Source organism: Streptacidiphilus rugosus AM-16, from assembly GCF_000744655.1.
Classification (GTDB): domain Bacteria; phylum Actinomycetota; class Actinomycetes; order Streptomycetales; family Streptomycetaceae; genus Streptacidiphilus; species Streptacidiphilus rugosus.
Window position 1 is genome coordinate 2,637,943 of sequence record NZ_JQMJ01000004.1, and the last position, 25,260, is coordinate 2,663,202.

Below are 25,260 nucleotides of genomic sequence, written 5' to 3' on the forward strand. Positions count from 1 at the left end.
GTCACCCCGCTCGCATACGTTCCAATGTCGCCATGGACACTACTTGAACATCAGAACGTAATCACGCCTGGGTTGGCGTCACCGTCGACGTCCCAGGTCTCCTCGTCCTCGACGAGGTAGTCGGCGCGAGCCTTGCGCTTCTTCTTGTTGCCGCCGCGACCTCCGAGGCCACCGGCGCCGCCCATGCCCATGCCGGCCTCGCCGTTGGCTCCGCCGCTGACACCTTCGCCCTCGGCCGCCAGCGCAGCCTTCTCGGCTGCCGTCATCCCGCGCTCTCCCTCGGCAGCGGCCATGCCCCCACCCGCGCCAAGACCGCCGCCGAGACCGCCCATGCCGACGCCGCCGCCACCGAACATGCCGCCGTGGCCGCTGCCACCGCCGGAGCCGAGGCCACCCACGCCGCCGAGGGCCGGGCCACCGGTCAGACCGCCGCCCACGCCCGTCCCGCTGCGCGGGCCGCCGAGGCCGCCGTCCAGCGTGCCGCCGACCCCGACCGGATTCCCACCCGGCTGTCCGCCGTGGACACCGTGCAGACCGCCGCTGCCCGGGTCGGTGCCGAACCCGTTGGACTGGCCGGGAACGAACGTGTCGTGTCCGCCGCCGTTCCCACCGGTGATCGGGTTGAGGCCCACCTGGCCCGCGTGGCCTGGTCCGCCGGGAGTCGGCCCCGTTCCGCCGACGACGGGAGAGGGCGAAGAAGGAGCGGGTGGCCAGACCGTGACACCGGCCCGACTTTTCGGCGGAGCCACCATTGCCGCGGAGGACGAGTTGTACTGCGTCCCCAGGGTCTCCATCACCACGACGGCCTCCTGGTGCACCTGCTCCCAGGCGCTCAGGTCTCCGCCGTCCCGCTTCACGGCCTCGGCCAGGCCGTACTTCGCCGCGTCCTGCTTGAACTGGATGTCGCTCGAACCGCCGAGCGCGCTGCCTATCTGGTCCATCTCGCTCGGCGCGTGCGGGAAGTTCTGCTTCGCGGCGGAGAGGGCCACGCTCGCGTCGTGCATCGCGTCGTGCGTGATCGTCGCGTACTGCGAGCCGTTGGTGAGGCTGGTGTGGAGCGTGCCCGCGTTGGTGCGGAAGGCCTCGGCGCTCGCGCCGGTCCAGTGCTCCAGCATCGTGTTGACGTGGGTGACCAGTTCCGACGCCGTCTCGTCCAGCGTCTTGGCGATGTTGGCCCAGTGGCCCGCGACGGTCATCATCGCGGCCGGATCGGTGTCCTTGATCATCGACTGGAGGCCCTTGAAGCCGCCGGCGCTCTCGAAGTCGGTCGTGAAGCCGTCACGACCGCTCTGGCCGCCCTTGTTCTTGTCCAGCACCGTCTTCCACTGCTGGTCGGCCTTCTTCTGCTCCTCCGCGCGCTTGCGCGCCGCTGCGGCCTGCGCCGCCGCCATACCCGGTCCGTCCGGCATCAGACCATCCCCCGCTTCATCGTCGTGCCGGTCGTCGTCTCCTGGTTCGCGTACTGGTCGTGCGCGTGACCGGTCTTGTCCTTGAACTCCTGGATCATCGACTGCAGCGTGGCGATCATCGACGCCAGTTCGGCCTTCATGTGCTCGTGCGCCGCGAAGAGGTTCCCGGCCTCGATGAAGGTCTCGCCGCCGATCTGACTGCGGCTCAGATTCGTCTGGTACGTGGCCACCCCGATGGGGTGGTCCATCTGCTGGGCGACGCCCTGAAGTTTCAGGACCGTCGCGTTCAGGTAGCTCAGATCTACCTGATATCCGTCACCACTCATGACCCGCCTCCCCGTTCGTCCGCAATCGGCCCGGTCACATCATAGGGACGGACACGGACAAGGTCGCTAGCGGACCGCCCTCTCCACCGTCTCCACCCATGTCGCGACCGCCGCGACGAGCTCGGGCAGCACCTCGGCCTCGCTCTTGCGCACGGCGAACGCGTGATTGCCCGCGTCCAGGCCGACCAGACGGTGCGTCCGCTTCGGCAGCGGGGGGAACTCCTCGGGTGCGCCGAAGGGATCACGTGCGCCCTGGACGACCAGTGTCGGCAGCGCGGTGGCGAGCAACTCCTCCGCGCGGGAGCGTTCCGGCTTGCCCGGCGGATGCAGCGGGAAGGCGAGGGCCAGGACGCCGGCCGCGCCGGTCGCCGCGCCCGTGCGGCAGGCGACCCGCGCGCCCGCGCTGCGCCCACCGACGAGGATCGGCACGCCCTCCCCCACGGCCGCGCGCACCCGTGTCATGACCGGGGCCCATCCGGCGTCCAGCGTCCTCGGCGCGGGCGCGAGGCGCTTGCCCGCGACGCGCCAGGGCTGCTCGACGAGCGCGACCGCGAAGGAGTCGATGCCGGCCGCCAGCGCCTGCAGGTCCGGGGCCTCGATGCCGCCGCCCGCTCCGTGGCCCAGCAGCAGGACGCCGCGGGCGGCGCGGTCGCGGCCGTGCCAGGTGATCCGGGCGTCGCCGTGCTCGGTCGGAACCGCTTCCGTGTCGTGCGTGTCGTGCGAGGTGCTGGCCATGGACCGAGGCTACGGCCTGTCCCGCTCCGTCCCGCGCTTCCGCTGCCGGCGCATGTCGGCGAGGTCGGCGAACGGGTTGGTGGTGAGGTCGACCGCGGTGCGGCGCGGGTCGAAGGTCTTCCGGCTGAGGCGCTCGACGTAGGCGAGGACCAGCACCCGGGACACCCGCGGATCATGGACGGCGACCTCGTACGCGGCGGTCACTCCCGCCGGGCGCGTCACCTCGAAGCCGGCCGAGTCCGGGCCCGCGAAGGCGATGGTGACCGAGGTGAAGGCGTCGACCACACGGGGGTCCACGAAGGGGATGCCGTTCGGGATCGGCAGCAGGCGGTGCTTCCTGGACGCCCGGTCGAGCGCCGCGTCCACCCTGCGGACTCCCCCGGCCAGGCCGGTGACGGTCGGGCGCAGCTCGCCCAGGTCGTGCTGGACGACCGGGTCGGTCTCCCGGTCGGTGAACCCGACGATCCTGCCGACCTCGCCGATCAGCGTCCGGTCGGCCGTCCAGGCCTTCCTGAAGCGGACGAAGCCGGCCACGGCGTCGGGGTCGACCGCCGCGTGGACGCGGTAGGGGTCGATGTCGGAGTCGTAGGGCCTGGCCTTGTGCATCCGCGCCACCGGGACCTCCTCACCAGGGCGTCTGAGCCAGAAGGTCGTCTCCTTGCGACCGTAGTCCACGGCGACGTCGAAGCGGTCGAGCTCCTGCAGCGCCTTCTCACCCACGGTCATGCTGTCCCCCTCCGGCCACACACCGCCCCACCGCCCGAGCGGACACCCTAGCCGCGCGGTGACCTGCCCCTCCATCGCCCTCCGCGTAATGGGCCCGGCCGTCCCCTCCGGACGTGCAAAGATGCCGAGGAAGACAGAGTCGACAAAGGAGTCACGCAGCGTGCCTGGCACCAACCTGACCCGTGAGGAGGCCCGTACCCGGGCCGCACTCCTCCACGTGGACGCCTACGAGATCGAGCTCGACCTGAGCGCCGCTCCGTCGGGGGGGACCTTCCGGTCCACCACCGTGGTCCGCTTCACGGCCAACACGCCGGGAGCATCCAGCTTCATCGACCTCGTGGCACCGACCGTGCACGAGGTGACGCTGAACGGGGCCGTGCTCGACCCGGCGGAGGTGTTCGCCGACAGCAGGATCTCGCTCCCCTCGCTCGCCGCCGACAACGAACTCCGTGTCGTCGCCGACTGCGCCTACAGCAGCTCCGGTGAGGGCCTGCACCGCTTCGTCGACCCGGTCGACCAGCAGACCTACCTCTACACGCAGTTCGAGGTCCCGGACGCGCGCCGCGTCTTCGCCTCCTTCGAGCAGCCGGACCTGAAGGCCACGTTCCGGTTCGAGGTGACCGCGCCGACCGGCTGGAAGGTCATCAGCAACGAGGTCTCCCCCGAGCCCGAGAAGGGTTCCGTCGAGGGCACCGAGCTCCACCGCTTCCCGGCCACGCCGCGCATCTCCACCTACATCACGGCGCTGATCGCGGGCCCGTACCACGGCGTCTTCGACGAGTACGTCAGCGCCGACGGCGAGCAGCGCGTGCCGCTCGGGGTGTACTGCCGCCCGTCGCTGGCGGAGTTCCTGGACGCGGACCACATCTTCGACGTGACGCGGCAGGGCTTCGACTACTTCCAGGAGAAGTTCGACTTCCCCTACCCGTTCAGCAAGTACGACCAGCTCTTCGTGCCGGAGTTCAACGCCGGCGCGATGGAGAACGCGGGCGCGGTCACCATCCGTGACCAGTACGTCTTCCGCTCCAAGGTCACCGACGCGGCCTACGAGGGCCGCGCCACGACCATCCTGCACGAGCTCGCGCACATGTGGTTCGGCGATCTGGTCACCATGGAGTGGTGGAACGACCTCTGGCTGAACGAGTCCTTCGCGACCTTCGCCGAGACCGTCTGCCAGGCCGAGGCCGTCGGCACCCGCTGGCCGCACATCTGGACGACCTTCGCCAACCAGATGAAGACCTGGGCCTACCGCCAGGACCAGCTGCCGTCCACGCACCCGATCATGGCGGAGATCAACGACCTGGAGGACGTCCAGGTCAACTTCGACGGCATCACCTACGCCAAGGGCGCCTCGGTGCTCAAGCAGCTGGTCGCCTATGTCGGCCAGGACGCCTTCTTCGACGGTGTGCGCGCCTACTTCAAGCGCCACGCGTGGGGCAACACCCGCCTGTCCGACCTGCTGAGCGCGCTGGAGGAGACCTCAGGGCGTGACCTGAAGACGTGGTCCAAGGCGTGGCTGGAGACGGCCGGCATCAACATCCTGCGCCCGGAGATCGAGGTCGACGCCGACGGCGTGATCACCTCCTTCGCGGTCCGCCAGGAGGCCCCGGCCCTGCCCGCCGGCGCGCGCGGCGAGGCCGTGCTGCGTCCGCACCGCATCGCGATCGGCCTGTACGAGGTCGAGGGCGGCGCGCTGACCCGCGTCGAGCGGATCGAGCTGGACATCGCCGCGGCCGAGCTGACCGAGGTGCCGCAGCTGGCCGGCCGCGACCGTCCGGCCGTGGTGCTGCTCAACGACGACGACCTCTCCTACGCGAAGATCCGCCTGGACGAGGTCTCGCTGGCCAACGTCACCGCACACATCGCGGACTTCACCGAGTCGCTGCCGCGCGCGCTGTGCTGGGCGGCGGCCTGGGACATGACCCGCGACGGCGAGATGGCCACCCGCGACTACCTGGAGCTGGTGCTGCACGGCGTCGGCCGGGAGTCGGACATCGGCGTGGTGCAGTCGCTGCAGCGTCAGGTGAAGCTGGCCATCGAGCTGTACGGCGCGCCCGAGTGGCGGGTCACCGGCCGTGCCAGGCTCGCCGCCGCGGCCGAGGAGCTGCTGCGCGCCTCGGCGCCGGGCAGCGACCACCAGCTCGCCTGGGCGCGCGCGTTCGCCGCCTCCGCGTCGAGCGAGGAGCACCTGGCGCTGCTCTCCGGGCTGCTGGACGGCTCGGCCGAGATCGAGGGCCTGGCCGTCGACACGGAGCTGCGCTGGGCCCTGCTGGAGCGCCTGTCGGCGAGGGGCGTCGCGGACGAGACGGCCGTCGTGGACGAGCTGGGCCGTGACGCGACCGCCGCGGGCGAGGCGCACGCGGCGACCTGCCGCGCGGCCCGCCCGACGACGGAGGCCAAGGCCGCCGCCTGGGCCTCCGTGGTGGAGGCCGAGACGCTGACCAACACCGTGCAGGAGGCCGTGATCGCGGGCTTCGTCCAGACCGACCAGCAGGAGCTGCTGGCGCCCTGGACGGAGAAGTACTTCGCCGCGATCAAGGGCATCTTCGAGCAGCGCTCGCACGAGATGGGCCAGCAGATCATCGTGGGCCTGTACCCGGCGATCCAGGTCTCCCAGGAGACGCTGGACCTGACGGACGCCTGGCTCGCGGCGAACGACCCGGCCCCGGCGCTGCGCCGCATGGTCGTGGAGTCCCGTTCCGGCGTCGAGCGCGCCCTGCGCGCCCAGGCCGCGGACCGCGCGGCGGGCGCGAAGTAGCCTCCGGCTCCGAGCAGTTCCCACGTCGGCCCCCGCCGCCCCGATCACGAGGCGGCGGGGGCCGAAGCACGTCAGGGGCCGACGGCGGCTGCGTATGTGACGTCGCGTCAGCGACTGGGATGTAACAGGATCGTGCGTCAGGAGGTCATAGCGGGTGACGGGGCGCGGGCCCCGACAAGGAGTGAGAATGATCAAGTCGACTCTTCGGGCCGCCGCCGTCACCGGAGCCGCCGCCCTGCTCGCCGCGGGGACGGCCGGAACGGCCCTCGCGGCCCCGGGCACGGGCACGGCCGGGTCGCGATGGACCCAGGCCGAGCTGCCCACCGGACATGCGACGCTGCTGGGCTCCGCGGCACCGGACGCGCACACGGTGTGGGCCGTCGGCGCCACGCTGGTCGACCGGGGACCCGGCCGGACGCCGGGGTTCTCACCCGTCCTGTACGCGAAGGACACCCGCCCCGGACTTGGAAGCTGGAAGACCGTGCCGACCGCGAAGGGCGTCCCGGTGCGGATGAACGCGGTCGCGGCCGTGTCGGACCGGGACGGCTGGCTTGTCGGCGACCAGGGCGCCGACGCCGCGGGTGCGGGCGTGGGCGGCGTCTACACCGAACACTGGAACGGCCGCACCTGGTCGGTCCAGCAGCTGGCCTTGCCGTCCGCGACGCAGAGCGCGGGCCTGCTGAGCGTGTCGGCCGTCAACCGGTCGAACGCCTGGGCGGTGGGCTGGGTGCAGCTGGCGGATCCCTCGGTGCCGGGGAAGCCGCAGACCTCGCACGACGAGGGCCTCGTCGCGCACTGGACCGGGAAGGCCTGGCAGCGCGTCACACTTCCGCACGTCAACGCGGACTGGAGCCTCAGCTCGATCACCGCCCTCTCGCCCGACGACGTCTGGGCCGTGGGCGTGGGCGCCCAGGGCGACCGGAGCATCCCCCTCGCACTGCACTACGACGGGCGCTCCTGGAGCGTGCAGCGCGACGCGGCCTTCGCGGGGTTCAGCGGCAGCGGCGGCCTGGCCGGCGTCGCCGCACACGGCCGCAACGACGTCTGGGCCGTCGGCGGCTTCCGCGCTCCCGGCACCCACAGCACGTCGGCCCTGGTCGAGCACTGGGACGGCCGCCGCTGGACCAGGATCACCGCTCCCGCCGACGCGGGAAACCTGACCGGAGTCGCGGCCGCGCCCGGCGGGATCGTCGCCGTCGGCAGTTCCGACGACGACGCCGGCGACGCCTACGGGCTGCGGGTCGAGAACGGAAGGGTCGCCTCCCTGGGGTTGCCCGCCAACACCTCCGCCACCGAGTACGGCCCCTGGGCGGTCGGCTACTACCACGGGCTGGTCACCGTCATCGGCGCGCTGGACCTGGCCGGGGAGTCGCTGCCGCGGCCGATGGTGCTGACCGGCCGCGGCTGACGGGCGGTCGCTCCGTTCGGCGGAGGGTCAGTCCAGACGCAGGACGGACCCAAGTTCGGCCGTGCGTTCCGCCGCGGCGAGGCGTTCCAGGGTGGCGGGCTTGCCTTCCGCGTCCGCGATCGGGAGACGCCAGTTGGGGTACTCGTGCGAGGTGCCGGGGAGGTTCTGCGGGCGGGGGTCGCCCAGCGCGTCGGGGAGCCAGACGCCGACCAGCTGGGCCGGGGTGCGCAGCAGGTAGGCATGCAGGGCGGCGACCGCTTCGGGGAGGTGGCGGCCGTTCTGGGGTTCCAGCAGGTCGGCGGCGGGGCCTTCGCCGTAGGGGGGCACGGTCATCAGGCCCTCGCGGGCCAACTCGCCGAGCCACTCCTCGCGTTCGGCCTCGTCCTCGGCCTGCTCCTCGGCCAGCGGTCGGTCCAGCAGGCCGAGGCGGTGCCGCAGCTCGACGTGCTCGCCGCTGAGGCGGGCCGCCGTGCTCGGCAGATCATGCGTGGTCAGCGTGGCCAGGCAGTCCTCGCGCCAGCGCTCGGGCGGGAGCGGCGAGCCGCCGCCCTGCTCGGACCAGTCGCGCTCGAACCAGAGCACCGAGGTGCCGAGCACGCCGCGTGAGGCCAGCTCCTCGCGCACGCCCGGCTCGACCGTGCCGAGGTCCTCGCCGATCACCACCGCGCCCGCACGCTGCGCCTCCAGGGCGAGGACGCCCAGCATCGCCTCGTGGTCGTAGCGGACGTAGGCGCCCTCCGTCGGCGGCCGGCCCTCCGGCACCCACCAGAGCCGGAACAGGCCCATCACGTGGTCGACGCGCAGGGCGCCCGCGTGCCGCATGTTCGCCCGCAACAGGTCCGCGTAGGGCGCGTAACCGGCGTCGGCGAGGGCGTCGGGACGCCAGGGCGGGAGGGCCCAATTCTGGCCATGGGCGTTGAAGGCGTCCGGTGGCGCGCCCGCGCTCATGCCCTCGGCGAGACAGTGCTGCAGCGCCCAGGCGTCCGCGCCGTCCGGGTGGACGCCGACGGCGAGGTCGTGGACCAGTCCCAGCGGCATGCCGGCCGCGCGGGCCGCCTGCTGGGCGGCGCCGAGCTGCTCGTCGACGAGCCAGGCCAGCCAGCAGTGGAAGTCGACCCGGTCGGCCAACTCCTGACGGGCGCGCAGGACCGCCGCGCTGCCCGGGTCGCGCAGGCCGCCCGGCCAGGCGCGCCAGGCCGCGCCGTGGACCTCGGCGAGTGCGCACCAGGTCGCGTACTGGAGCAGGCCGACGCCCTCGCGCCGCAGGAAAGCCCGGTAGGCGGCCTCCCGCCCGACGCCGCGCGGAACCGCGTACAGCACCTCCAGCGCCGCGCGCTTCGCGGCCCAGACCGCGTCCCGGTCGATCAGCGCCTCGTCGATCAGCACGCCCTCGCGCAGTCTGGCCCCGCGCCCGGCGGCCTCCTGGACCCGCTCGCGGGCCTCGGGGGTGAGGTAGGGGTACTCGGGGACGGCCTCGACCCGCAGATGGACCGGATCGGCGAAGCGACGCGAGGAGGGCCGGTAGGGGGAGGGGTCCGAGGTGCCGTCCGGGCCTGGGGGCATGCCCGCGTGCAGCGGGTTGACCTGGACGAAGCCCGCGCCGAGTGTGCTGCCCGACCAGAGGGCGAGCTCGGCCAGGTCGCCGAGGTCGCCCATGCCCCAGGAGTGTTCGCCCAGCAGCGAGTAGAGCTGGACCAGGAAGCCCCAGCTGCGTCCGGCCGGTCCGGCCAGCCGGTCGGGTGCGACGAGCAGCGGCGCGGCGGTGGAGACCCGGTCGCCGAGCCGCGCGCAGAGGGTGTGCCGGCCGACCGGCAGGTCCGTGGGCAGCGGCCGGGTCTCGCCGGCCTCGCTCAGGTGCGCGCCGCGCGGGAAGGGCGTGCCGACGGTGACGCTGCCGCCGTCCTCCAGCTCCACCCACGCCTCGGCGGCCCCCGGCAGCAGCACCTCGTGGTGGCTGCCGGCGCGGAACACGAGCGCACGCGGCAGCAGTCGCTGCGCGCGCCGGGCATGCAGCTGTGCCAGCGCCTCCTCGGCCGCCGCGTCGCTCGCGGCGTCCACGCCCATCGCGGCGAGCACGGCGACGAGCGTGTCCGGCGCGACCTCGCGCCCCTCGAACTCGGTGTCCACGCCGCAGGCGTGGGCGAGCGTCTGCAACGCCCCCGCTCCGGAGGGGGACGGACGATGAGCGGCGGCGGCCACGGAATCTCCTCGCGGGCGGGGGCAGGCGGCAGGGGCTCCCCGGCCGGTCCTTCCCGAACACCCCGCCAAGGCTGGTGCGGTACGTCGCAAGGCTCCCCCGAACCGGCCTCGTACGGGACCGTGCGCAGGCGATTCGGCGATGCGGCGACGCGCCGTGCCAGTCTTCGCGGGCCGGGAGGATCGGCTGGGCGGCCCCTATCCACCTACCCATCCGGCGGGGGCTCCGACACCGGCCAACGGGGTGGTCGCGGACGCCCTCGGGTGTGGTGCGGGACACGCGCGTGCATTGACATGCCAAGGGCGGGGATGGTGGGCTTGGGGCCGTTCGGCGGGCGCAGGACCTGCACTCCGCCGGGCACGTCGGGGGCGTGGGGACCGCACGAGAGAGCACTGTTCACGGTGCTGTGTCGTGCGGTTCCCCACGCCTTCGTCGTTTGTTCGGGCGCGCGTGGATCCTGACCCGTGGGAGGTGCGCAGGCGACGCCCCGCCGCAAGACGTTCGTATCCGACCAGGCATCAGGAGTCCCCGTGGACCACCGGCCCGCACCGGCCCCCGACGGCATCGTCGCGGCGCTCGGCAGCAGTCTGCGTCGGACCGTGGCGGAGCACCGGACGCTGCGCCAACTGCTCGCCTCAGGGCCCGCACTGTCGGCGCGCCGGAACGCGGCGCGGACCGCGCGGCGGCTCGCCCCGGAGACGGCGGACCGGCTGATCGCCCAGCTCAAGGGCACCCCACCGCTGCTCGCACTGACCGCCCAGGTCCGCACCAGGAGCGCGGCCCTGCGGGCGAGCGCGGCGTTCACCGTCGCCGCCGTCGTCGGGAGCGGCCTGGCCGCGGGAGCCGCGCCGGCCGACGCGAACGCCCGTGCCCCCTTCGCCGTCTCGCGCGTGCTGGCCGACGGCGAGAGCGTGCCGGGCGGCCCCACGACGACCACCCTCCCCGAGTCCTCCGGTCCCGCGATCTACCCCCGGCCGCAGCGTGAACGGGCCCAGGGCTCGACCGTCCCGAGGCCGTCGCGGGTGGCGCTGGCCGTCGCCCCGCAGGCCGACCCCGGCGCGCTCGCCGCGCTGCAGAACGCCCTCGCCTCCGTCGGCGTGCAGCGGGTGGACACCGTCGCGCCGGACGCCGATCCGCAGCCGGATGTGCTCACCGTGTACCTGGGCGGCCTCGCCGAGGGCGCGGGAGGCGGGACCGACCGGGCGCTGCGTTCGCTGGGCACCGCCGCGTCGCCCACCCCTTCCCCCACCGGCCTGCCCGCCGGGGGCTACGTGCTGGCCACCGGGACCGTCCCCGCCGGCGGGAGCGCCAAGGCCGGGATCGCCGTGCTCGCCGGGGTGGACGCGGACGGAACGTACAACGCGGTGCAGTCCTTCCGGCAGCTGCTCGGGACCGGTGGGGCGCTGCCCGGCGTCGTCGTCCAGGACTGGCCGACGACTCCCCGGCGCGGCGTCACCGAGGGGTTCTACGGCACGCCCTGGACCGGGCAGCAGACTCTCGACATGGTCGACTTCCTCGGCCGGACCAAGCAGAACTACTTCCTCTACGCGCCGGGCGACGACCCCTACCGGGGCATCCAGTGGCGCGAGCCCTATCCCGCCGACCAGCAGGCGGAGCTGGCCGCACTCGGACGGCGCGCCGCGTCGGAGCACGTCACGCTGGGCTACTCGCTGTCCGTCGGCGACTCGCTCTGCTTCACCTCCGGCAAGGACCAGGACGCGCTCGTCGCCAAGGCGGAGCAGCTGTGGGGGCTCGGCTTCCGCTCGTTCCAGCTGGACTTCTCCGAGAGCACCTTCTCCCACTGGCACTGCTCGGGTGACGCGAACGCCTACGGCCACGGCCCGGCCGCCGCGGCCCACGCGCAGGCCGACCTCGTCGACGTCGTGCTGCGTCGGTTCCTCTCCAGGCACCCGGACGCGGACGCTTTGACGGTGCTGCCCAGCGAGTACTACCGCAGCGGCGCGACGCCCTACCGCACCGCCCTGGCCAAGGCGTTGAACCCGCAGGTGCGGATCGCCTGGACCGGCGTGGGCGTGCAGCCGGCGACCATCACGGGGGCGGACCTGACGGCGGCCCAGCAGGTCCTGGGTCACCAGCTGGTGACCCAGGACAACTACCCCGTCAACGACTCCGCGCAGGACCGGCTCTACCTCGGCGCCTACCAGGGCCGCGACGCCTCGCTGACCACCGACGCGGCCGGTCTGCTGGTCAACGCGATGCAGCAGCCCGTGGCCTCGCGCATCCCGCTGTTCACCGCGGCCGACTTCGCCTGGAACCCCACCGCCTACCAGCCGCAGGACTCCTGGCGGGCCGCCGTCGCCGACCTGGCCGGCAGCGCACCGGACGCGCAGAGTGCCACCGCAGCGCTGGCCGCCCTGGCGGGCAACAGCGCCTCCTCGCCGCTCGGCCAGCAGGAGTCCGCGTATCTGCGGCCGCTGCTCGCCGCCTTCTGGGCCGCGTTCGAACCGACGTCCCCCCGGCCGGCCGCCACCGACCAGGCAGCGACGGCCGCCCGTGCCCAGGCCGCCGCGCGGCTGCGTGCCGCGTTCACCACGATGGCACAGGCCGCCGACAGGCTCGCCGGCGTCGACGGCGGACAGCTGGTGGCCGAGGACCAGTCCTGGGTGGACCAGCTCGCCCGCTACGGCCGGGCGGGCCAGGCCGCCGTCGACATGCTCGCGGCGCAGCGCGCCGGGAACGGCGCGGCCGCCTGGGACCAGCGGGTGGCACTGCGTCAGCAGCTGGACGGCCTGGCCGACTCCGGCGTGACCATCGGGGCGGGCGTGCTCGACCCCTTCCTCCAGCGCGCGCTCAAGGCCTCCGACTCCTGGGCGGGCGTCGACGGGGACCAGCTGACGGCCACCAGCACCATGGGCACCGCCCAGGACCACGACCCTGCGCTGATGGTCGACGCCGACCCTGACAGCTACTACTGGTCCAGCGCCCCGCCCCAGGCGGGCGACAGCGTCGGCGTCGACCTCGGCAGCGCGACGCCGGTCCGGCAGGTCCACATCGTCATGGGCGGCCCGGCCGGGGACATGGCCGAGGGCGACTACCTGCACGACGCGGTCCTGGAGTACGCGACCGACGACGGCGGCTGGCAGCAGGTCGCGAGCTACCACGACCGGCGCGAGATCGACGCGACCCTCCCGGCCGGGACCGTCGCCCGCTACCTGCGGCTGCGCGCGACGAGCACCCAGGACAGCGCCGTCGCCGTCCGCTCCTTCACGGTGACCGCGCCCGACGCCAACGCGATGACCGCGACCGGCCCGGCCGCGCAGGACGGCGCGCCGGCCTCGAACGTCGTCGACGGCTCCCTGGACTCCCCCTACCGCGCCGCGGCCGCGCCGCAGCCGGGCGACGCGTTGACCGTGTCGCTGGGACAGACCCGCCCGCTCAACCGGATCGTGGTGCTGACCGACGGGCAGGTGCGCGCACCGGGCCGGGTCGAGGTGCACAGCACGGACAAGGGCTGGACCAGCGCGGGCGCGCTGGCCTCCGGCGGCTACACCGAGCTGGCGACCGACCCGAAGCTGAGGGTGGACCGGATCCGGCTGGTCTGGGCGGACGGCGCGCAACCGCCGGTGGTCTACCAGATCATCCCCTGGTTCGCGGACACCCCACCGGCGACGCTGCAGCTGGGTCGGCAGAGCATCGACCTCCAGGCCGGCGGCGATCCCGTGGCCCTGCCGGGCGAGCTCCAGGCCCAGGGCGTGGGCGGCGCCACGGGCACGGTCACCGCGCAGCTGCCGCCGGCGGCGAAGGGCGTCACGGTCTCCGGCACCGGCGCGGTCGCGGTGCCGCGCGGCGGTCAGGCGGGCGTCCCGCTCTCGTTCGCGGCGGCGGCGAACACCCCGACGGGCGTCTACTCCGCGCACGTCGTCTTCACGGTCGGCGGCCGGGTCGCGACGCAGGACGTCACGGTGCATGTCTACCCGCGCACCGGCGGCCCCGACCTGGCACTCGACGCGACGGCGAGCTCCTCGGGCGACGAGACCTCGGACTTCCCCGCCTCGAACGTCAACGACGGCGATCCGACGACGCGGTGGTCCTCCCCGGCCCAGGACGACGCATGGGTCCAGCTGAAGCTGGCGGCGCCGACGACGCTGGGCGAGGTCGTGCTGCACTGGCAGGACGCGTACGCGGCGCGCTACCGGATCGAGACCTCGATGGACGGTCAGACCTGGACCACGGCGGCGACGGTGGACGGCGGTCGCGGCGGCGACGAGACGGTCCGCTTCGGCGCGGTGGACGCGCAGTACGTCCGGATGCAGGGGGTCGCACGGGCGACCCGGTTCGGCTACTCCCTCTTCGGCCTGGAGCTGTACGGGGTCACCACCCCGCCCCCACCCCCGACGCCGCTCCCCACCCCACCCCGACCCCGCCGATCCTCCCCCGGTCACCCCGCCCTCTCCCCCGGCGACCCCGTCCCCGACGGCGACCCCCTGAGCCTCGTGGGCGCGACGCCTCACCGCGAAGGGCCCGTTGCACCACCCAGGGGCGCGAGGCTCTGCCGATCTGCGCCTCCGGCGCGTGGGCGCGACGCCTCACCGCGAAGGGCCCGTTGCACCACCCAGGGGCGCGAGGAACTGCGCGACAAGCCACCGACACGCGGATGGTCCTCATCGAACAGGGCCATCCGCACAGGGCGGTGTCTCGCGCAGTTCCCCGCGCCCCCGGGTGGTACAACCGGCCGGCCGTCGCGGAGCGCCCGTCTGCCCAAACAAAAAGCCCCGGCGAGCTTCGCGCAACTACGCGCTGAGCTCCGCCGGGGCCGTTGGCCCGGCATGAGGGAATGGCGCGAGGTGCGAGAGCTCCTCCGCCGTGCCGTACGGCTCCAGGTAAGGGCGCCACCGCGGGTCGCGGTGGCCCGTGCCGATGATGCGCCAGGCCAGCCCGGTGGGCGGGGCCGGTGTCCGCTTCATGCGCCAACCGATCTCGGACAGGTGCCGGTCCGCCTTCACGTGGTTGCAGCGGCGGCAGGCTGCCACCACGTTGTCCCACGCGTGCTGGCCGCCGCGGCTGCGCGGCACCACGTGGTCGACGCTGGTTGCGACGCCACCGCAGTACACGCATCGCCCGCCGTCGCGGGCGAAGAGCGCCCGTCGGGTGAGCGGGACGGGCCCGCGAAAGGGGACCCGAACGAATCGGGTCAGTCGGACGACGGACGGCGCCGATATGGCGCTGGTCGCGCTGTGCAGTAGAACCCCGGTCTCCTCAAGGCTCACAGCCTTCTTGTCGAGGACGAGGACCAGGGCGCGTCGTAGTGACACGACGCCCAGTGGCTCGTAGGACGCGTTCAGGACCAGAACATGCGGCACGAGGGCCTCCCTTTCCGCCTACGACGCGTGGCTCGCGCCGGGACGACCGATCACCCGGGCGGGGTGATCTCCTGACAGTGTCGCCGCCGAAGGTGCCGGGGCGCCAGCATGACCTGAGGTCCGACCGGGTGTGTGCTCCCCCACACCGGAAGCCCACACCGCCATCATGCCCACGGTCACCGCAGGTCAAGCCCGGTAACGGACGGTCAGCGGCGCCTCTCGTCCGGCCTCGCGGTTTGCGGTCGCCGCCGCCGCTCTCGGTAGTCTGGGGCGATGGCCAGCCAGACCCCCAGCACCCCCGCCCCCGCGAGCTCCGCGGGCGGCGCCCCCAGCACGACGATCCACGAGGCGAGTCAGGCCGTGGGCTACGTGAGCGCGCACTGGCAGGGTTGGGTGACCAGCGGGGTCCGCATCCTCTTCATCGCGGTGATCGCACTGGTGGTGCGCGCGGTCGTGGTGCGGCTGATCGACAAGCTGGTCGCCCGGATGTCGCACGTGCACCAGAGCATGGCGCACAACGCCCTGCTCACGGGCCTGCTGGCCAACGCGGAGCGGCGGCGGCAGCGGTCCCAGGCGATGGGTTCCGTGCTGCGCAGCGTCGCGTCCTTCGTGATCCTGGGCACCGCGGCGATCACGATCCTGCCGGTCCTCGGGATCAACCTGGCCCCGCTGCTGGCGAGCGCGGGCGTGGCCGGTGTGGCGATCGGTTTCGGCGCGCGGAACCTGGTGACGGACTTCCTCTCCGGCGTCTTCATGATCATCGAGGACCAGTACGGCGTCGGCGACCAGATCGACACCGGCGTGGCCACGGGGACGGTGCTGGAGGTCGGCCTGCGGGTGACCAAGCTGCGCGGCGCGGGCGGCGAGATCTGGTACATCCGCAACGGCGAGGTGAAGCGGATCGCCAACCTGAGCCAGGGCTGGGCGACGGCGAACGTGGAGATCCCGCTCGGCTACCACGAGAACATCGACCAGGTCGAGCAGGTGATCCTCGCGGCAGCGGAGGAGATGGCCAAGGAGGAGCGCTGGGCCGAGCAGTTGTGGGAGCCGGCCGAGCCGGTCAAGGTCCTCGGCGTGGACTCGCTGGCCGCCGAGGCGCTGATCCTGCACGTCTCGGCGAAGGTGATGCCGGGCAAGGCGCTGGGCGTCGCCCGTGAGCTGCGGCGCCGTATCAAGGTGTCGCTGGAGGAGTCGGGCGTCCACCTCGGGGTGACCCCGCAGGTCGCGGACGTCCCCTCCCCCCGCAGTGGGCCTTCGGGACCGGACATGTCCGCGCCCTCGGCCCTCGGCGACCCCAACAGCGCGCAGTCCCGCGCCACCGCGCCGATCCCCGGTCTGGACGACCCCGCGCAGCGCTGACCCCCCGGCCGCTCCGCCTCGGCGGAGCGCGTTCCTCGCCGCTTCCCCACTGCCCCGGATAACGCTTCGGTCTCCAAGGAGATCGGGGTGTTCCCGGGGCATTGACATCTCCTCGGGTGCGGCCGTACGTTCCTGCCAACCGATAGGAAAGTTTCCTAATAGTTCAGCGCAGGCCCATCGACGCAGCCCCACCCACTAAGGTGCTGGGCACCCACGCGAGGAGAGTGATTGAACGCCATGTCGACCGGCACCGGCAACCCCTCGCAGCCCGGCACTCCGAGCCTGCTGCGCGCGATCAACGACCGGGCGGCGCTGGAGCTGCTGCTGGAGCAGGGGCCGCTCTCGCGGAGCCAGCTCGGCACGCTCACCGGGCTGTCGAAGCCGACCGCATCGCAGTTGCTGGCACGCCTGGAGTCGGCGGGACTGGTCGTACCCGTCGGGACGACCGCCGGGCGGCCCGGCCCCGGCGCGCAGCTCTACGAGATCAACCCCCGCGCCGGGTACGTCGCCGGCCTGGACGTGAACCCGACCCGGATCCGGGTCGCGATCGCGGACATCACCGGCGCCGTGGTCACCGAGCACCGCCTTCCGCTGCCGGCCGGCGACCCCGGTCAGGCGCTGGCCCAGATCACCATGGCGCTCGACACGGCGACCGCCGCCGCAGGCCTCGACCGGGGCGCGCTGCGGCAGGTCGTCATCGGCACCCCGGGCGCGCTCGACCCGGCGACCGGAGAGCTGCGCTACGCCGCCCACCTGCTCGGCTGGCACACGCCCCGGCTCGTCGACGAGCTGTCGTCGGCCCTGGGCGTTCCGGTGGCCATGGAGAACGACGTCAATCTGGCGGCCGTCGCCGAGCAGCGGGTCGGGCTCGCACAGGGCGTGCAGGACTTCGTGCTGCTCTGGGTCGAGGAGGGCATCGGCGCCGCGCTGGTCCTCGGCGGCCGGATGCACCGCGGCCACACCGGAGGCGCGGGCGAGGTCGGCTACATGCCGATGCCGGGCGCGCCGCTGATCAAGAACGTGCACCTGGAGGTCGAGAACTCCGGGGGCTTCCAGGAACTGGCCGGCGCACCCGCCGTGCTGGCCCTGGCCCGCGAGCACGGCCTGACCGGGGAGAACGCGAAGCTGGTCGTCGCCGAAGCGGTCGAACGCGGCGCCGACGCCTTCCTGCGCACGCTGGCCGAACGGATGGCCACCGGCCTGGCCGCGGTCGTCGCGGTCGTCGACCCGGAGCTGGTCCTGCTCAGCGGCGCGGTGCCGCGCGGCGGCGGCGAACAGCTGCGGGCGCTGGTGCAGGAGGAGCTGACGGGGCTGGCGGTCCCCCGACCACGCCTGCTGCTGAGCGCGCTGGAGGGCTCGCCCGTCGTCATCGGCGCCCTGCAGACGGCCCTGACCACCGCCAGGGAACAGGTCTTCTCGACCCACTGACCCACACCCCCGATCCACCCGCTCCACCCCGTTCGACCCGTAGCTCGACCCACCGCTCGACCCGATCGCACCCCCACCCACCGCAACGGACCGGCAAGCACTGCGCCGCGCCCGTAGCTCAGTGCACCCCGACAGCGCCCATCGAAACCGGTCCGAACCCCACTGGAGAACCCGTGTCGACCGTTCCGTCCACGCACCGCAGAGGCCGTCGCACCGCCGCCGCCCTCGCCGTCGCCGCCTCGCTCACGCTGACCGCGGCCGCCTGCACCGGCCAGAGCAGCGGCGGCCAGGGCAGCACCGGCAGCAGCAGCGCGCCCGTCACCATCACCTTCTGGCACGGCTGGAGCCAGCCGAACGAGCTGAAGGCGATCAACGCCAACATCGCGGCGTTCGAGGCCACGCACCCGAACATCAAGGTCCACGCCGTCTCCAACGTGACCGACGACAAGATCAACCAGGCGCTGCGGGCCGGCGGCGACAACGCCCCCGACGTGGTCTCCTCGTTCACCACGAACAACGTCGGCCAGTTCTGCAACAGCCACGAGTGGGTGGACCTCGACCCGCTGCTGCAGAAGGACGGCATCGACAAGGCCACGACCTTCTCCAAGGCGATGCTCGACTACACCAACTACAAGGGCAACCAGTGCGCCCTGCCGCTGCTGGGCGACGCGTACGGGCTCTACTACAACACCGACATGTTCAAGGCGGCCGGGATCGCCAGCCCGCCGAAGACCTGGACCGAGTTCGAGCAGGACGCCGTCAAGCTCACCAAGTCCAGTGGCGGGACCTACTCCCAGCTCGGGTTCATGCCGCTGTACCACGGTTACGAGACCACCACCGAGCACTACGCGGCGCAGTTCGGCCCGACCGGCTGGTTCGGCTCGGACGGCAAGTCGTCCATCGCCACCGACCCGGCCTTCGCCGGCGCGCTGAACGAGCAGAAGAAGCTCACCGACCTGCTCGGCGGCTACAAGCAGCTCGACAAGTTCCGCACCACCTTCGGTGACGAGTTCAGCGCCAAGAACCCGTTCGAGACCGGCCAGGTGGCCATGTCGATGGACGGCGAGTGGCGCGTGGCCAGCATCAAGGGCGACGGCGTGAAGCTCGACTACGCCACCGCGCCGCTGCCGGTGCCGGACAACCAGCTCTCGACCTACGGCAAGGGCTACCAGACCGGCACCATCATCGGCATGGCGGCCAGCAGCAAGAAGCAGGCGGCCGCCTGGGAGTTCCTGAAGTTCCTCACCACGGACACCAAGGCGCTGGTCTCCTTCGCCAACGCGATCTCCAACGTGCCGAGCACGCTGGCCGCGCTCAAGGACCCGTCGCTCGACCACAGCCCGGCCTTCCAGACCTTCCTGGACGTGGCCGCGAACCCGAACAGCAACACCACCCCGGCCACGCCGAACGGCGGGGCGTACCTGGTGACCTTCCAGAACCTCGGCTACAAGTACGAGTCCGGCCAGGTGACCGACCTGAACACGGCGCTGAAGACCACCGCCGCACAGATCGACGCGGACCTCGCGCAGGCGCAGTAAGCCCCACCCGGGTCCGGCCGCCACGGCCGGACCCGGCCCGCTCCCCCCACTCCCCCTGGCGGTGACCGACATGTCTCTCGCACCCGCGCTGCGTCGCAAGCGGCGCAAGGAGCTGGCGACCGCCGCCGGCTTCCTCTCCCCCTGGCTGATCGGCTTCGGCGTCTTCTTCGCCTACCCGCTCATCGCCACCGTCTACTTCTCGCTCACGCACTACGACGGCTTCAACCCGCCGTCCTTCGTCGGCTTCAAGAACTACGACTACGTCATCACGAAGTTCCCCTTCTTCTGGCAGTCGGTGCGCAACACCGCCTGGCTGGTCGTGGTGATGGTGACACTGCGGACGATCTTCGGCATGGGCATCGGCATGCTGATCACGAAGATCAAGACCGGCGGCGGCTTCTTCCGCACCGCCTTCTACCTGCCCTACCTGGCCCCGCCGGTGGCGGCCACGATCGCCTTCGCCTTCCTCTTCAACCCGGGCACCGGGCCGGTCAACCACTACCTGGCGGACCTGGGCATCGCCCACCCCCCTGGCTGGTTCAACGACCCGAACTGGTCCAAGCCCTCGCTGGTGCTGCTCTCGCTGTGGGGCATCGGCGACCTGATGGTCATCTTCATGGCCGCCCTGCTGGACGTGCCCGCCGAGCAGTACGAGGCCGCGTCGCTGGACGGCGCCAACTCCTGGCACCGCTGGCGCTACGTCACGCTCCCCAACATCATGCCGATCATCATGTTCGCGGTGATCACGGGCGTGATCCAGACGCTGCAGTACTACACCCAGGCCATCGTGGCCGGGCAGGTGGCCTCCGGTCAGATCGGCGGCTCCGGCCAGCAGTTCGAGCCCGGCTACCCGAACGGCTCGACCTGGACCCTGCCCCAGCTCGTCTACAACATCGGCTTCCAGCGCTTCGACTACGGCGCGGCCTGCGTCGTCTCGATCCTGCTGTTCCTGATCGCCATGGCGTGCACCTCGCTGCTGATGCGCCGCCGCTCCGGCCTCATGGCTGAGGACTAGGAAGGAATCCCACCCATGAGCAACGTCGCCACAACCCCCGACAGCGCTGACAGCGGCCTCACCAGCAAGCCGGCCCGCGCCAACAAGGGCGTGCCGAACAGCTCGGCGATCGCCTTCCGCAAGGCCAAGCGGCGCAGGACGCTGGAGTGGATCGCGGTCCACTCGGTCGGCCTCGCCGTCGCGCTGGTCTTCATCCTCCCGTTCGTCTTCCTCTTCCTCACCTCGGTGATGACCGACGACCAGGCGCTCAGCAGCAACTACTGGCCCACGCACTGGGTCTGGAGCAACTACCGGGCGATCTTCGACGTCCCCGGCTTCGGCACCTGGTGGAAGAACACCGTCGAGTACGCCGTGCTGGGCACGCTGCTGACGGTCGTCTCCTCCGTCCCGGTCGCCTACGCGCTGGCCAAGTTCCGCTTCCCCGGTCGCCGGCTGGCGATGATGCTGGTCATCTCGATGATGATGCTGCCGCCGCAGGTGATCATCATTCCGATGTACCTCTTCTGGGCCAAGCAGATGAACATGGACGGCACGCTCTGGCCGCTGATCATCCCGATGGCCTTCGGCGACGCCTTCTCCATCTTCCTGCTGCGCCAGTTCCTGCTGACCATCCCCAAGGAGTACCTCGACGCGGCCAAGGTCGACGGCTGCGGAGAGCTGCGCACGCTGATCAAGGTCGTGCTGCCGATGGCCAAGCCGGCCATCTCCGCCGTCGCCCTGTTCCAGTTCTTCTACTGCTGGAACGACTACTTCGGCCCGCAGATCTACGCCTCGGACAACCCCGCCGCCTGGACCCTCTCCTACGGACTGCAGTCCTTCCACGGCGCGCACCACACCAACTGGAACCTGACCATGGCCGCCACCCTGCTGGTGATGGCGCCCGTGATCATCGTGTTCTTCTTCGCCCAGAAGGCCTTCATCGAGGGCGTCACACTGACAGGAGTCAAGGGCTGATGAGCCTCAAGCTGGTCGTCGTCGGGGGCGGCTCGACGTACACGCCGGAGCTGATCGACGGCTTCGCCAGACTCCGCGACAGCCTGCCGATCGGCGAGCTGGTCCTGGTGGACCCCGCCGCGGAGCGGCTGGAGCTGGTCGGCGGGCTGGCCCGGCGGATCTTCGCCAGGCAGGGCCATCCGGGCACGGTCACCACCTCCACCGATCTGGACGCCTCGGTCCAGGGCGCGGACGCCGTGCTGCTGCAGTTGCGGGTCGGCGGTCAGGCCGCCAGGGACCAGGACGAGACCTGGCCGCTGGAGTGCGGCTGCGTCGGCCAGGAGACCACCGGCGCGGGCGGGCTCGCCAAGGCGCTGCGGACCGTCCCTGTCGTGCTGGACATCGCCGAGCGGGTGCGCCGGGCCAACCCCGACGCCTGGATCGTCGACTTCACCAACCCGGTCGGCATCGTCACCCGCGCGCTGCTCACCGCAGGACACAAGGCCGTCGGGCTGTGCAACGTCGCGATCGGCTTCCAGCGCAAGTTCGCCGGGCTGCTCGGCGTCGCGCCGGAGCGGGTGCAGCTGGACCATGTGGGCCTGAACCACCTCACCTGGGAGCGCGGCGTCCGCCTGGACGGCAAGGACGTGCTGCCCGACCTGATCGCGGCGCACGGCACCGCCATCGCCGAGGACCTGCACCTGCCGCTGTCGCTGGTACGGCAGTTGGGCGTGGTGCCCTCGTACTACCTGCGCTACTTCTACCAGCACGACGAGGTCGTGGCGGAGCTGAAGGTGCAGGGCTCGCGGGCCTCTCAGGTGGCCGCGATCGAGCGCGAGCTGCTGGAGATGTACGCGGACCCGGAGCTGGACGAGAAGCCGGAGCTGCTCGGGCAGCGAGGCGGCGCGTTCTACTCGGAGGCTGCGGTGCAACTGGTCGCCTCGCTGCTGGGCACCCAGGGCGGCGAGCCGAGCGAGCAGGTGGTCAACGTGCTGAACCGCGGCACCCTGCCGTTCCTCCCCGACGACGCGGTGGTCGAGGTCCCCGCCCTGGTCGACGCGACGGGCGCGCGCCCGCTGCCGGTGCCGACGGTGGAGCCGCTGTACGCCGGGCTGATCGCCAACGTCACCGGCTACGAGCAGCTGGCCCTGGACGCCGCGCTGCGCGGCGGACGCGACCGCGTCTTCCAGGCGCTGCTGGCCCATCCGCTGGTCGGCCAGATCGACCTGGCGGACAGGCTGACGGACCGTCTGATCGCGCACAACCGCGAGCACCTGGCATGGGCGTGACGACCTTCATGACCGCAGGACAGTCCGATCCCGATCCCGGTCAGGACGAGGAGGTGGGCAATCCCATCGGCGCCGGCACCGTCGGAGCCGTGGGCGCCGAGCTGGTCGCCGGGGTGCTGGCGATCGACGCGGGCAACAGCAAGACGGACGTGGCCCTGGTGACCGCGACCGGGTCCGTGCTCGGCCGCGCGCGCGGCGGTGGCTTCCGGCCCTACGAGGTCAGCGTGGACGCCTCGATCGACCAGCTGGCCCAGCTGGTCGCGGCGGCCGCGGCGGAGGCCGGGCTGGACATCCGCGGCGGCCAGGGACCGTTGGTGACGCACGTCTCCGCGTGCCTGGCCAACGCGGACCTGCCGGTCGAGGAGCGCATCCTGCAACAGGCGATCGCCGCGCGCGGCTGGTCGCGCACGACCGTCGTCGCCAACGACACCTTCGCCCTGCTGCGCGCCGGAACGGACGCCCCGCGCGGCGTCGCCGTGGTCTGCGGCGCGGGGATCAACTGCGTCGGGCTGCTGCCGGACGGCCGCACCGCGCGGTTCCCCGCGCTCGGCCAGATCACCGGCGACTGGGGCGGCGGCGGGGGCATCTCACTGGAGGTCATGTGGGCCTCCACCCGTGCGGAGGACGGCCGCGGCGCGCCCACCGCGCTGGCGGTCGCGGTCGCCGAGCACTTCGGCCTGGTCAGCGCGAGCGCGGTGGCGGAGGCGGTGCACCTGGGCGAGATCGCCGACGGTCGGCTGCACGAGCTCGTGCCGGTCCTGTTCCGCTGCGCGGAGGAGGGCGACCGTCTGGCGGTGGAGCTGGTGGAACGCCAGGCGGAGGAGATCGCCACCCTCGCCACGGTGGCCCTGCGCCGGCTGGACCTGCTGGACGCCCCCGCCGACGTGGTCCTGGGCGGCGGAGTCCTGGCGGCACGTCAGCCCCTGCTGATGGACGCAGTGCTGGGCCGGCTCGCCCGCTCGGCCCCGCTGGCGACCCCCCAGGTCGTCACCACCCCACCGGTCGTGGGCGCGGCCCTGCTGGGCCTCGACCACCTGGCCGCGGCGGAACTGGGCGGCGGCCCTGCCGCCCAACAACGTCTGCGCGCGGCCTTCGGCGTGACGGCGTAGGGGCGCCGACTCGTCGACGTGGCAGCGCGGCACCGGAGCTGTGGGGCCCGGTGGCGCGCTGCCACACCCCGTGACGCGCACGGCCGAAGGCCGGCGGAGGCGGCAGCCGCGGGCGGCCCACCCGCCCCGGGGGGCCGTGACCCCGCGCTGGCATACTCCGCGCATGAATCTCGCACGTCCGGCCGCACGTGGCCGCCTGTCCCTGCTCGCCCTGGCGATACTCACCGGCCCGCTGCTGGCCGGCTGCGGCGCCACGGCCGCACGCCCGCACTCCGTCTCGCCTGTTGCCGCCGTTCGCCCGGCCCCGCCCTACGCCCGTTACGCGCAGGCGCTCGCGGTCACGGAGGTGCAGCAGGCGGTGGGCGAACGCGTCCTCGAGGACGAACGCCGCTACGGCACCGGCACGCACTCGCCGTGCTCACCCTCGTCGGGCCGGGTCTTCACGTCCGCCTGCGGCCGCGCTGCCGCGGAGACCGGACTGGTCGCCCGCGGCGCCGTCGCCGCCGTCGCGGGACGCAAGGGCTTCGGGAGCCTCAGGACCACCGCCCGCGCCCTGGTGAGTGCGGCGACCGCCTACCAGCGGCTGGGCTGCGCCACCCCACCCGCAACCGGGGCCGACCGGCTCGGCTGTCTGTCCGCCGCGGCCGACATCGCCCGCGGACTGCCGCACCTGCGCGACTCCATCCTGCTGGGGTACGGCGGCGACTGACCCGAGAGCCGGGCGCAGCTCAGTTCGCCCACGGCGGGGCGAGTCGGGAGCCGTCGGCCATCACCGCTTCGAGGCCGATCGAGGTGGTGGTCCAGATGGTCGCCGGGGCTCCGCTCTCGTTGTCGACGCGGAGGGTGCTGCCCGGGTTGGCCAGCAGGACGTCGCCGGGACGGAGTTCGGCGCGCTCGCCGTCGAGGGTGAAGAGCAGGCGGCCCTCGAGCACGTAGAGGATCTCCTCCTTGGTGATCGTGTGGGCCTGGCCCGCGGTGCCGGCCGGGATCTCGCCGCGCCAGGCGCAGATCTCCTTGCTGCCGGTGGCGGGGTTCGCATAGCCGTGGAAACGGACGCCGTGGATCTCGTGGACCTGGGCCTCGGTGCTGCGGATGAAGGGCATGGCAGATGCGGCCTTTCGAGAGATGGACAAGCATCTTGTCTATATGGACAAGCTACTTGTCTATTGGGGTAGGGTCAACCCATGCCCGATGCCGATGCCGACGCCCTCGCCTTCTCCGCCCTCGTCCTCGCCCTCGCGGGCGAGCTCGTCCAGGGCATCCACCAGCGCGTGGTGGACGCCGGCTTCGACGACCTGCGACCGACCCACGGCTTCGCCTTCGTGCGGATCTCCCACGGCGGGGCCACCACCGCCGACCTCGCCGAGCACCTGGGGGTGACCAAGCAGGCCGCCGCCCAGCTCGTCGACGAGCTGGTCCGCAAGGGCTACGTCGAGCGCACACCGCATCCCACCGACGCGCGGGCCAGGCTGCTGCGTCTCACCGAGCGCGGCTGGGCCTGCACGCGGGCGGCGGACGCCGCCGCCGTCGCCGCGGTCGAGCCGTGGCGCGCCACGCTGGGGCCGGAGCGGTTCGCCGCCCTGGTCCGCGACCTCGCCGCGCTCCGACCCAAGGGGCCGATCCGGCCCGCATGGTGAGACCGGCCCAGCGCTCGGCGCAGTCTGAAACGATCAGTTAATCGAGTGCGACAGTCCAGGCCCGGGTGGTAC

At 72.6% G+C, this 25,260-nt stretch carries 18 protein-coding genes and 1 pseudogene; 12 read left to right on the forward strand and 7 right to left on the reverse strand.

Annotation, left to right across the window (positions count from 1 at the left end; all coding sequences use genetic code 11):
• Positions 1 to 50: 50 nt before the first annotated feature.
• The 4 genes from BS83_RS21065 to BS83_RS21080 form a co-directional block, all read right to left on the reverse strand.
• Entirely contained in the window at positions 51 to 1,409 is a 1,359-nt protein-coding gene (locus BS83_RS21065) for a WXG100 family type VII secretion target (protein ID WP_157597264.1), read from the reverse strand.
• Complete coding sequence (locus tag BS83_RS21070) at positions 1,409 to 1,735, reverse strand: hypothetical protein (RefSeq protein WP_037605201.1); 327 nt, start codon at positions 1,733 to 1,735, stop codon at positions 1,409 to 1,411. The genes BS83_RS21065 and BS83_RS21070 overlap by 1 nt, the downstream gene beginning before the upstream one ends.
• Before the next feature lie 66 nt (positions 1,736 to 1,801).
• The gene (locus BS83_RS21075; protein ID WP_037605202.1) at positions 1,802 to 2,470 is read right to left on the reverse strand and encodes an alpha/beta hydrolase family protein; all 669 of its coding nucleotides are present in this window, start codon (positions 2,468 to 2,470) and stop codon (positions 1,802 to 1,804) included.
• A 9-nt stretch (positions 2,471 to 2,479) separates the two neighbouring features.
• A complete protein-coding gene (locus BS83_RS21080; protein WP_037605203.1) occupies positions 2,480 to 3,196 on the reverse strand; it encodes a hypothetical protein in 717 nt (238 codons plus the stop codon).
• Positions 3,197 to 3,356: 160 nt separating this feature from the next.
• Here BS83_RS21080 and pepN point away from each other — a divergent pair, with 160 nt between their 5' ends.
• On the forward strand, positions 3,357 to 5,954 hold the full coding sequence (gene pepN, locus BS83_RS21085; protein WP_037605204.1) for an aminopeptidase N: 2,598 nt from the start codon (positions 3,357 to 3,359) through the stop codon (positions 5,952 to 5,954).
• A gap of 187 nt (positions 5,955 to 6,141) precedes the next feature.
• A complete protein-coding gene (locus BS83_RS21090; RefSeq protein WP_037605205.1) occupies positions 6,142 to 7,362 on the forward strand; it encodes a hypothetical protein in 1,221 nt (406 codons plus the stop codon).
• Between the two features lie 27 nt (positions 7,363 to 7,389).
• Here BS83_RS21090 and malQ read toward each other — a convergent pair whose 3' ends face one another.
• Entirely contained in the window at positions 7,390 to 9,561 is a 2,172-nt protein-coding gene (gene malQ, locus BS83_RS21095) for a 4-alpha-glucanotransferase (protein WP_084713771.1), read from the reverse strand.
• A gap of 909 nt (positions 9,562 to 10,470) precedes the next feature.
• On the opposite strand from malQ, the pseudogene BS83_RS41990 reads away from it, so the two are divergent.
• Positions 10,471 to 13,857 (forward strand): annotated as a pseudogene (locus BS83_RS41990) (beta-N-acetylglucosaminidase domain-containing protein); the annotation flags it as partial.
• A 453-nt stretch (positions 13,858 to 14,310) separates the two neighbouring features.
• On the opposite strand, the gene BS83_RS44095 reads toward BS83_RS41990, so the two are convergent.
• The gene (locus BS83_RS44095) at positions 14,311 to 14,880 is read right to left on the reverse strand and encodes an HNH endonuclease (protein ID WP_084715021.1); all 570 of its coding nucleotides are present in this window, start codon (positions 14,878 to 14,880) and stop codon (positions 14,311 to 14,313) included.
• Between the two features lie 273 nt (positions 14,881 to 15,153).
• Between BS83_RS44095 and BS83_RS21110 the strand changes: the two genes are divergently transcribed.
• The 8 genes from BS83_RS21110 to BS83_RS21145 all read left to right on the forward strand — a co-directional run bounded on the left by BS83_RS21110 (position 15,154) and on the right by BS83_RS21145 (position 24,260).
• A complete protein-coding gene (locus BS83_RS21110; RefSeq protein ID WP_037605207.1) occupies positions 15,154 to 16,239 on the forward strand; it encodes a mechanosensitive ion channel family protein in 1,086 nt (361 codons plus the stop codon).
• 237 nt (positions 16,240 to 16,476) lie between these two features.
• Positions 16,477 to 17,667 (forward strand): ROK family transcriptional regulator, encoded by a 1,191-nt coding sequence (locus tag BS83_RS21115; protein WP_037605208.1) that lies wholly within the window; start codon positions 16,477 to 16,479, stop codon positions 17,665 to 17,667.
• A gap of 173 nt (positions 17,668 to 17,840) precedes the next feature.
• The gene (locus BS83_RS21120) at positions 17,841 to 19,205 is read left to right on the forward strand and encodes an extracellular solute-binding protein (RefSeq protein ID WP_037605209.1); all 1,365 of its coding nucleotides are present in this window, start codon (positions 17,841 to 17,843) and stop codon (positions 19,203 to 19,205) included.
• A gap of 70 nt (positions 19,206 to 19,275) precedes the next feature.
• Positions 19,276 to 20,220 (forward strand): carbohydrate ABC transporter permease, encoded by a 945-nt coding sequence (locus BS83_RS21125; RefSeq protein WP_037609548.1) that lies wholly within the window; start codon positions 19,276 to 19,278, stop codon positions 20,218 to 20,220.
• 15 nt (positions 20,221 to 20,235) lie between these two features.
• Positions 20,236 to 21,174: a carbohydrate ABC transporter permease gene (locus BS83_RS21130; RefSeq protein ID WP_084713774.1), complete on the forward strand. Its 939-nt coding sequence runs from the start codon at positions 20,236 to 20,238 to the stop codon at positions 21,172 to 21,174.
• Complete coding sequence (locus BS83_RS21135; protein WP_037605210.1) at positions 21,174 to 22,442, forward strand: 6-phospho-beta-glucosidase; 1,269 nt, start codon at positions 21,174 to 21,176, stop codon at positions 22,440 to 22,442. Before BS83_RS21130 ends, BS83_RS21135 begins: the two co-directional genes overlap by 1 nt.
• Positions 22,433 to 23,551 (forward strand): N-acetylglucosamine kinase, encoded by a 1,119-nt coding sequence (locus BS83_RS21140; RefSeq protein WP_232248440.1) that lies wholly within the window; start codon positions 22,433 to 22,435, stop codon positions 23,549 to 23,551. Before BS83_RS21135 ends, BS83_RS21140 begins: the two co-directional genes overlap by 10 nt.
• Positions 23,552 to 23,714: 163 nt before the next feature.
• A complete protein-coding gene (locus BS83_RS21145) occupies positions 23,715 to 24,260 on the forward strand; it encodes a hypothetical protein (protein WP_037605211.1) in 546 nt (181 codons plus the stop codon).
• A gap of 19 nt (positions 24,261 to 24,279) precedes the next feature.
• On the opposite strand, the gene BS83_RS21150 is transcribed toward BS83_RS21145, so the two are convergent.
• Entirely contained in the window at positions 24,280 to 24,654 is a 375-nt protein-coding gene (locus BS83_RS21150; RefSeq protein ID WP_037605212.1) for a cupin domain-containing protein, read from the reverse strand.
• An 81-nt stretch (positions 24,655 to 24,735) separates the two neighbouring features.
• Here BS83_RS21150 and BS83_RS21155 point away from each other — a divergent pair, with 81 nt between their 5' ends.
• Positions 24,736 to 25,188, forward strand: coding sequence for a MarR family winged helix-turn-helix transcriptional regulator (locus tag BS83_RS21155; protein ID WP_037605213.1), 453 nt, complete (start codon positions 24,736 to 24,738; stop codon positions 25,186 to 25,188).
• Positions 25,189 to 25,260 lie beyond the last annotated feature (72 nt).

Excerpts from the sequence above, each read along its gene's own strand:
- BS83_RS21065 (WP_157597264.1), bottom strand. The coding sequence starts at position 1,409 with ATGCCGGACGGACCGGGTATGGCGGCGGCGCAGGCCGCAGCGGCGCGC.
- BS83_RS21070 (WP_037605201.1), bottom strand. The coding sequence starts at position 1,735 with ATGAGTGGTGACGGATATCAGGTAGATCTGAGCTACCTGAACGCGACG.
- BS83_RS21075 (WP_037605202.1), bottom strand. The coding sequence starts at position 2,470 with ATGGCCAGCACCTCGCACGACACGCACGACACGGAAGCGGTTCCGACC.
- BS83_RS21080 (WP_037605203.1), bottom strand. The coding sequence starts at position 3,196 with ATGACCGTGGGTGAGAAGGCGCTGCAGGAGCTCGACCGCTTCGACGTC.
- BS83_RS21090 (WP_037605205.1), top strand. The coding sequence starts at position 6,142 with ATGATCAAGTCGACTCTTCGGGCCGCCGCCGTCACCGGAGCCGCCGCC.
- BS83_RS21110 (WP_037605207.1), top strand. The coding sequence starts at position 15,154 with ATGGCCAGCCAGACCCCCAGCACCCCCGCCCCCGCGAGCTCCGCGGGC.
- BS83_RS21115 (WP_037605208.1), top strand. The coding sequence starts at position 16,477 with ATGTCGACCGGCACCGGCAACCCCTCGCAGCCCGGCACTCCGAGCCTG.
- BS83_RS21125 (WP_037609548.1), top strand. The coding sequence starts at position 19,276 with ATGTCTCTCGCACCCGCGCTGCGTCGCAAGCGGCGCAAGGAGCTGGCG.
- BS83_RS21130 (WP_084713774.1), top strand. The coding sequence starts at position 20,236 with ATGAGCAACGTCGCCACAACCCCCGACAGCGCTGACAGCGGCCTCACC.
- BS83_RS21135 (WP_037605210.1), top strand. The coding sequence starts at position 21,174 with ATGAGCCTCAAGCTGGTCGTCGTCGGGGGCGGCTCGACGTACACGCCG.
- BS83_RS21140 (WP_232248440.1), top strand. The coding sequence starts at position 22,433 with ATGGGCGTGACGACCTTCATGACCGCAGGACAGTCCGATCCCGATCCC.
- BS83_RS21145 (WP_037605211.1), top strand. The coding sequence starts at position 23,715 with ATGAATCTCGCACGTCCGGCCGCACGTGGCCGCCTGTCCCTGCTCGCC.
- BS83_RS21150 (WP_037605212.1), bottom strand. The coding sequence starts at position 24,654 with ATGCCCTTCATCCGCAGCACCGAGGCCCAGGTCCACGAGATCCACGGC.
- BS83_RS21155 (WP_037605213.1), top strand. The coding sequence starts at position 24,736 with ATGCCCGATGCCGATGCCGACGCCCTCGCCTTCTCCGCCCTCGTCCTC.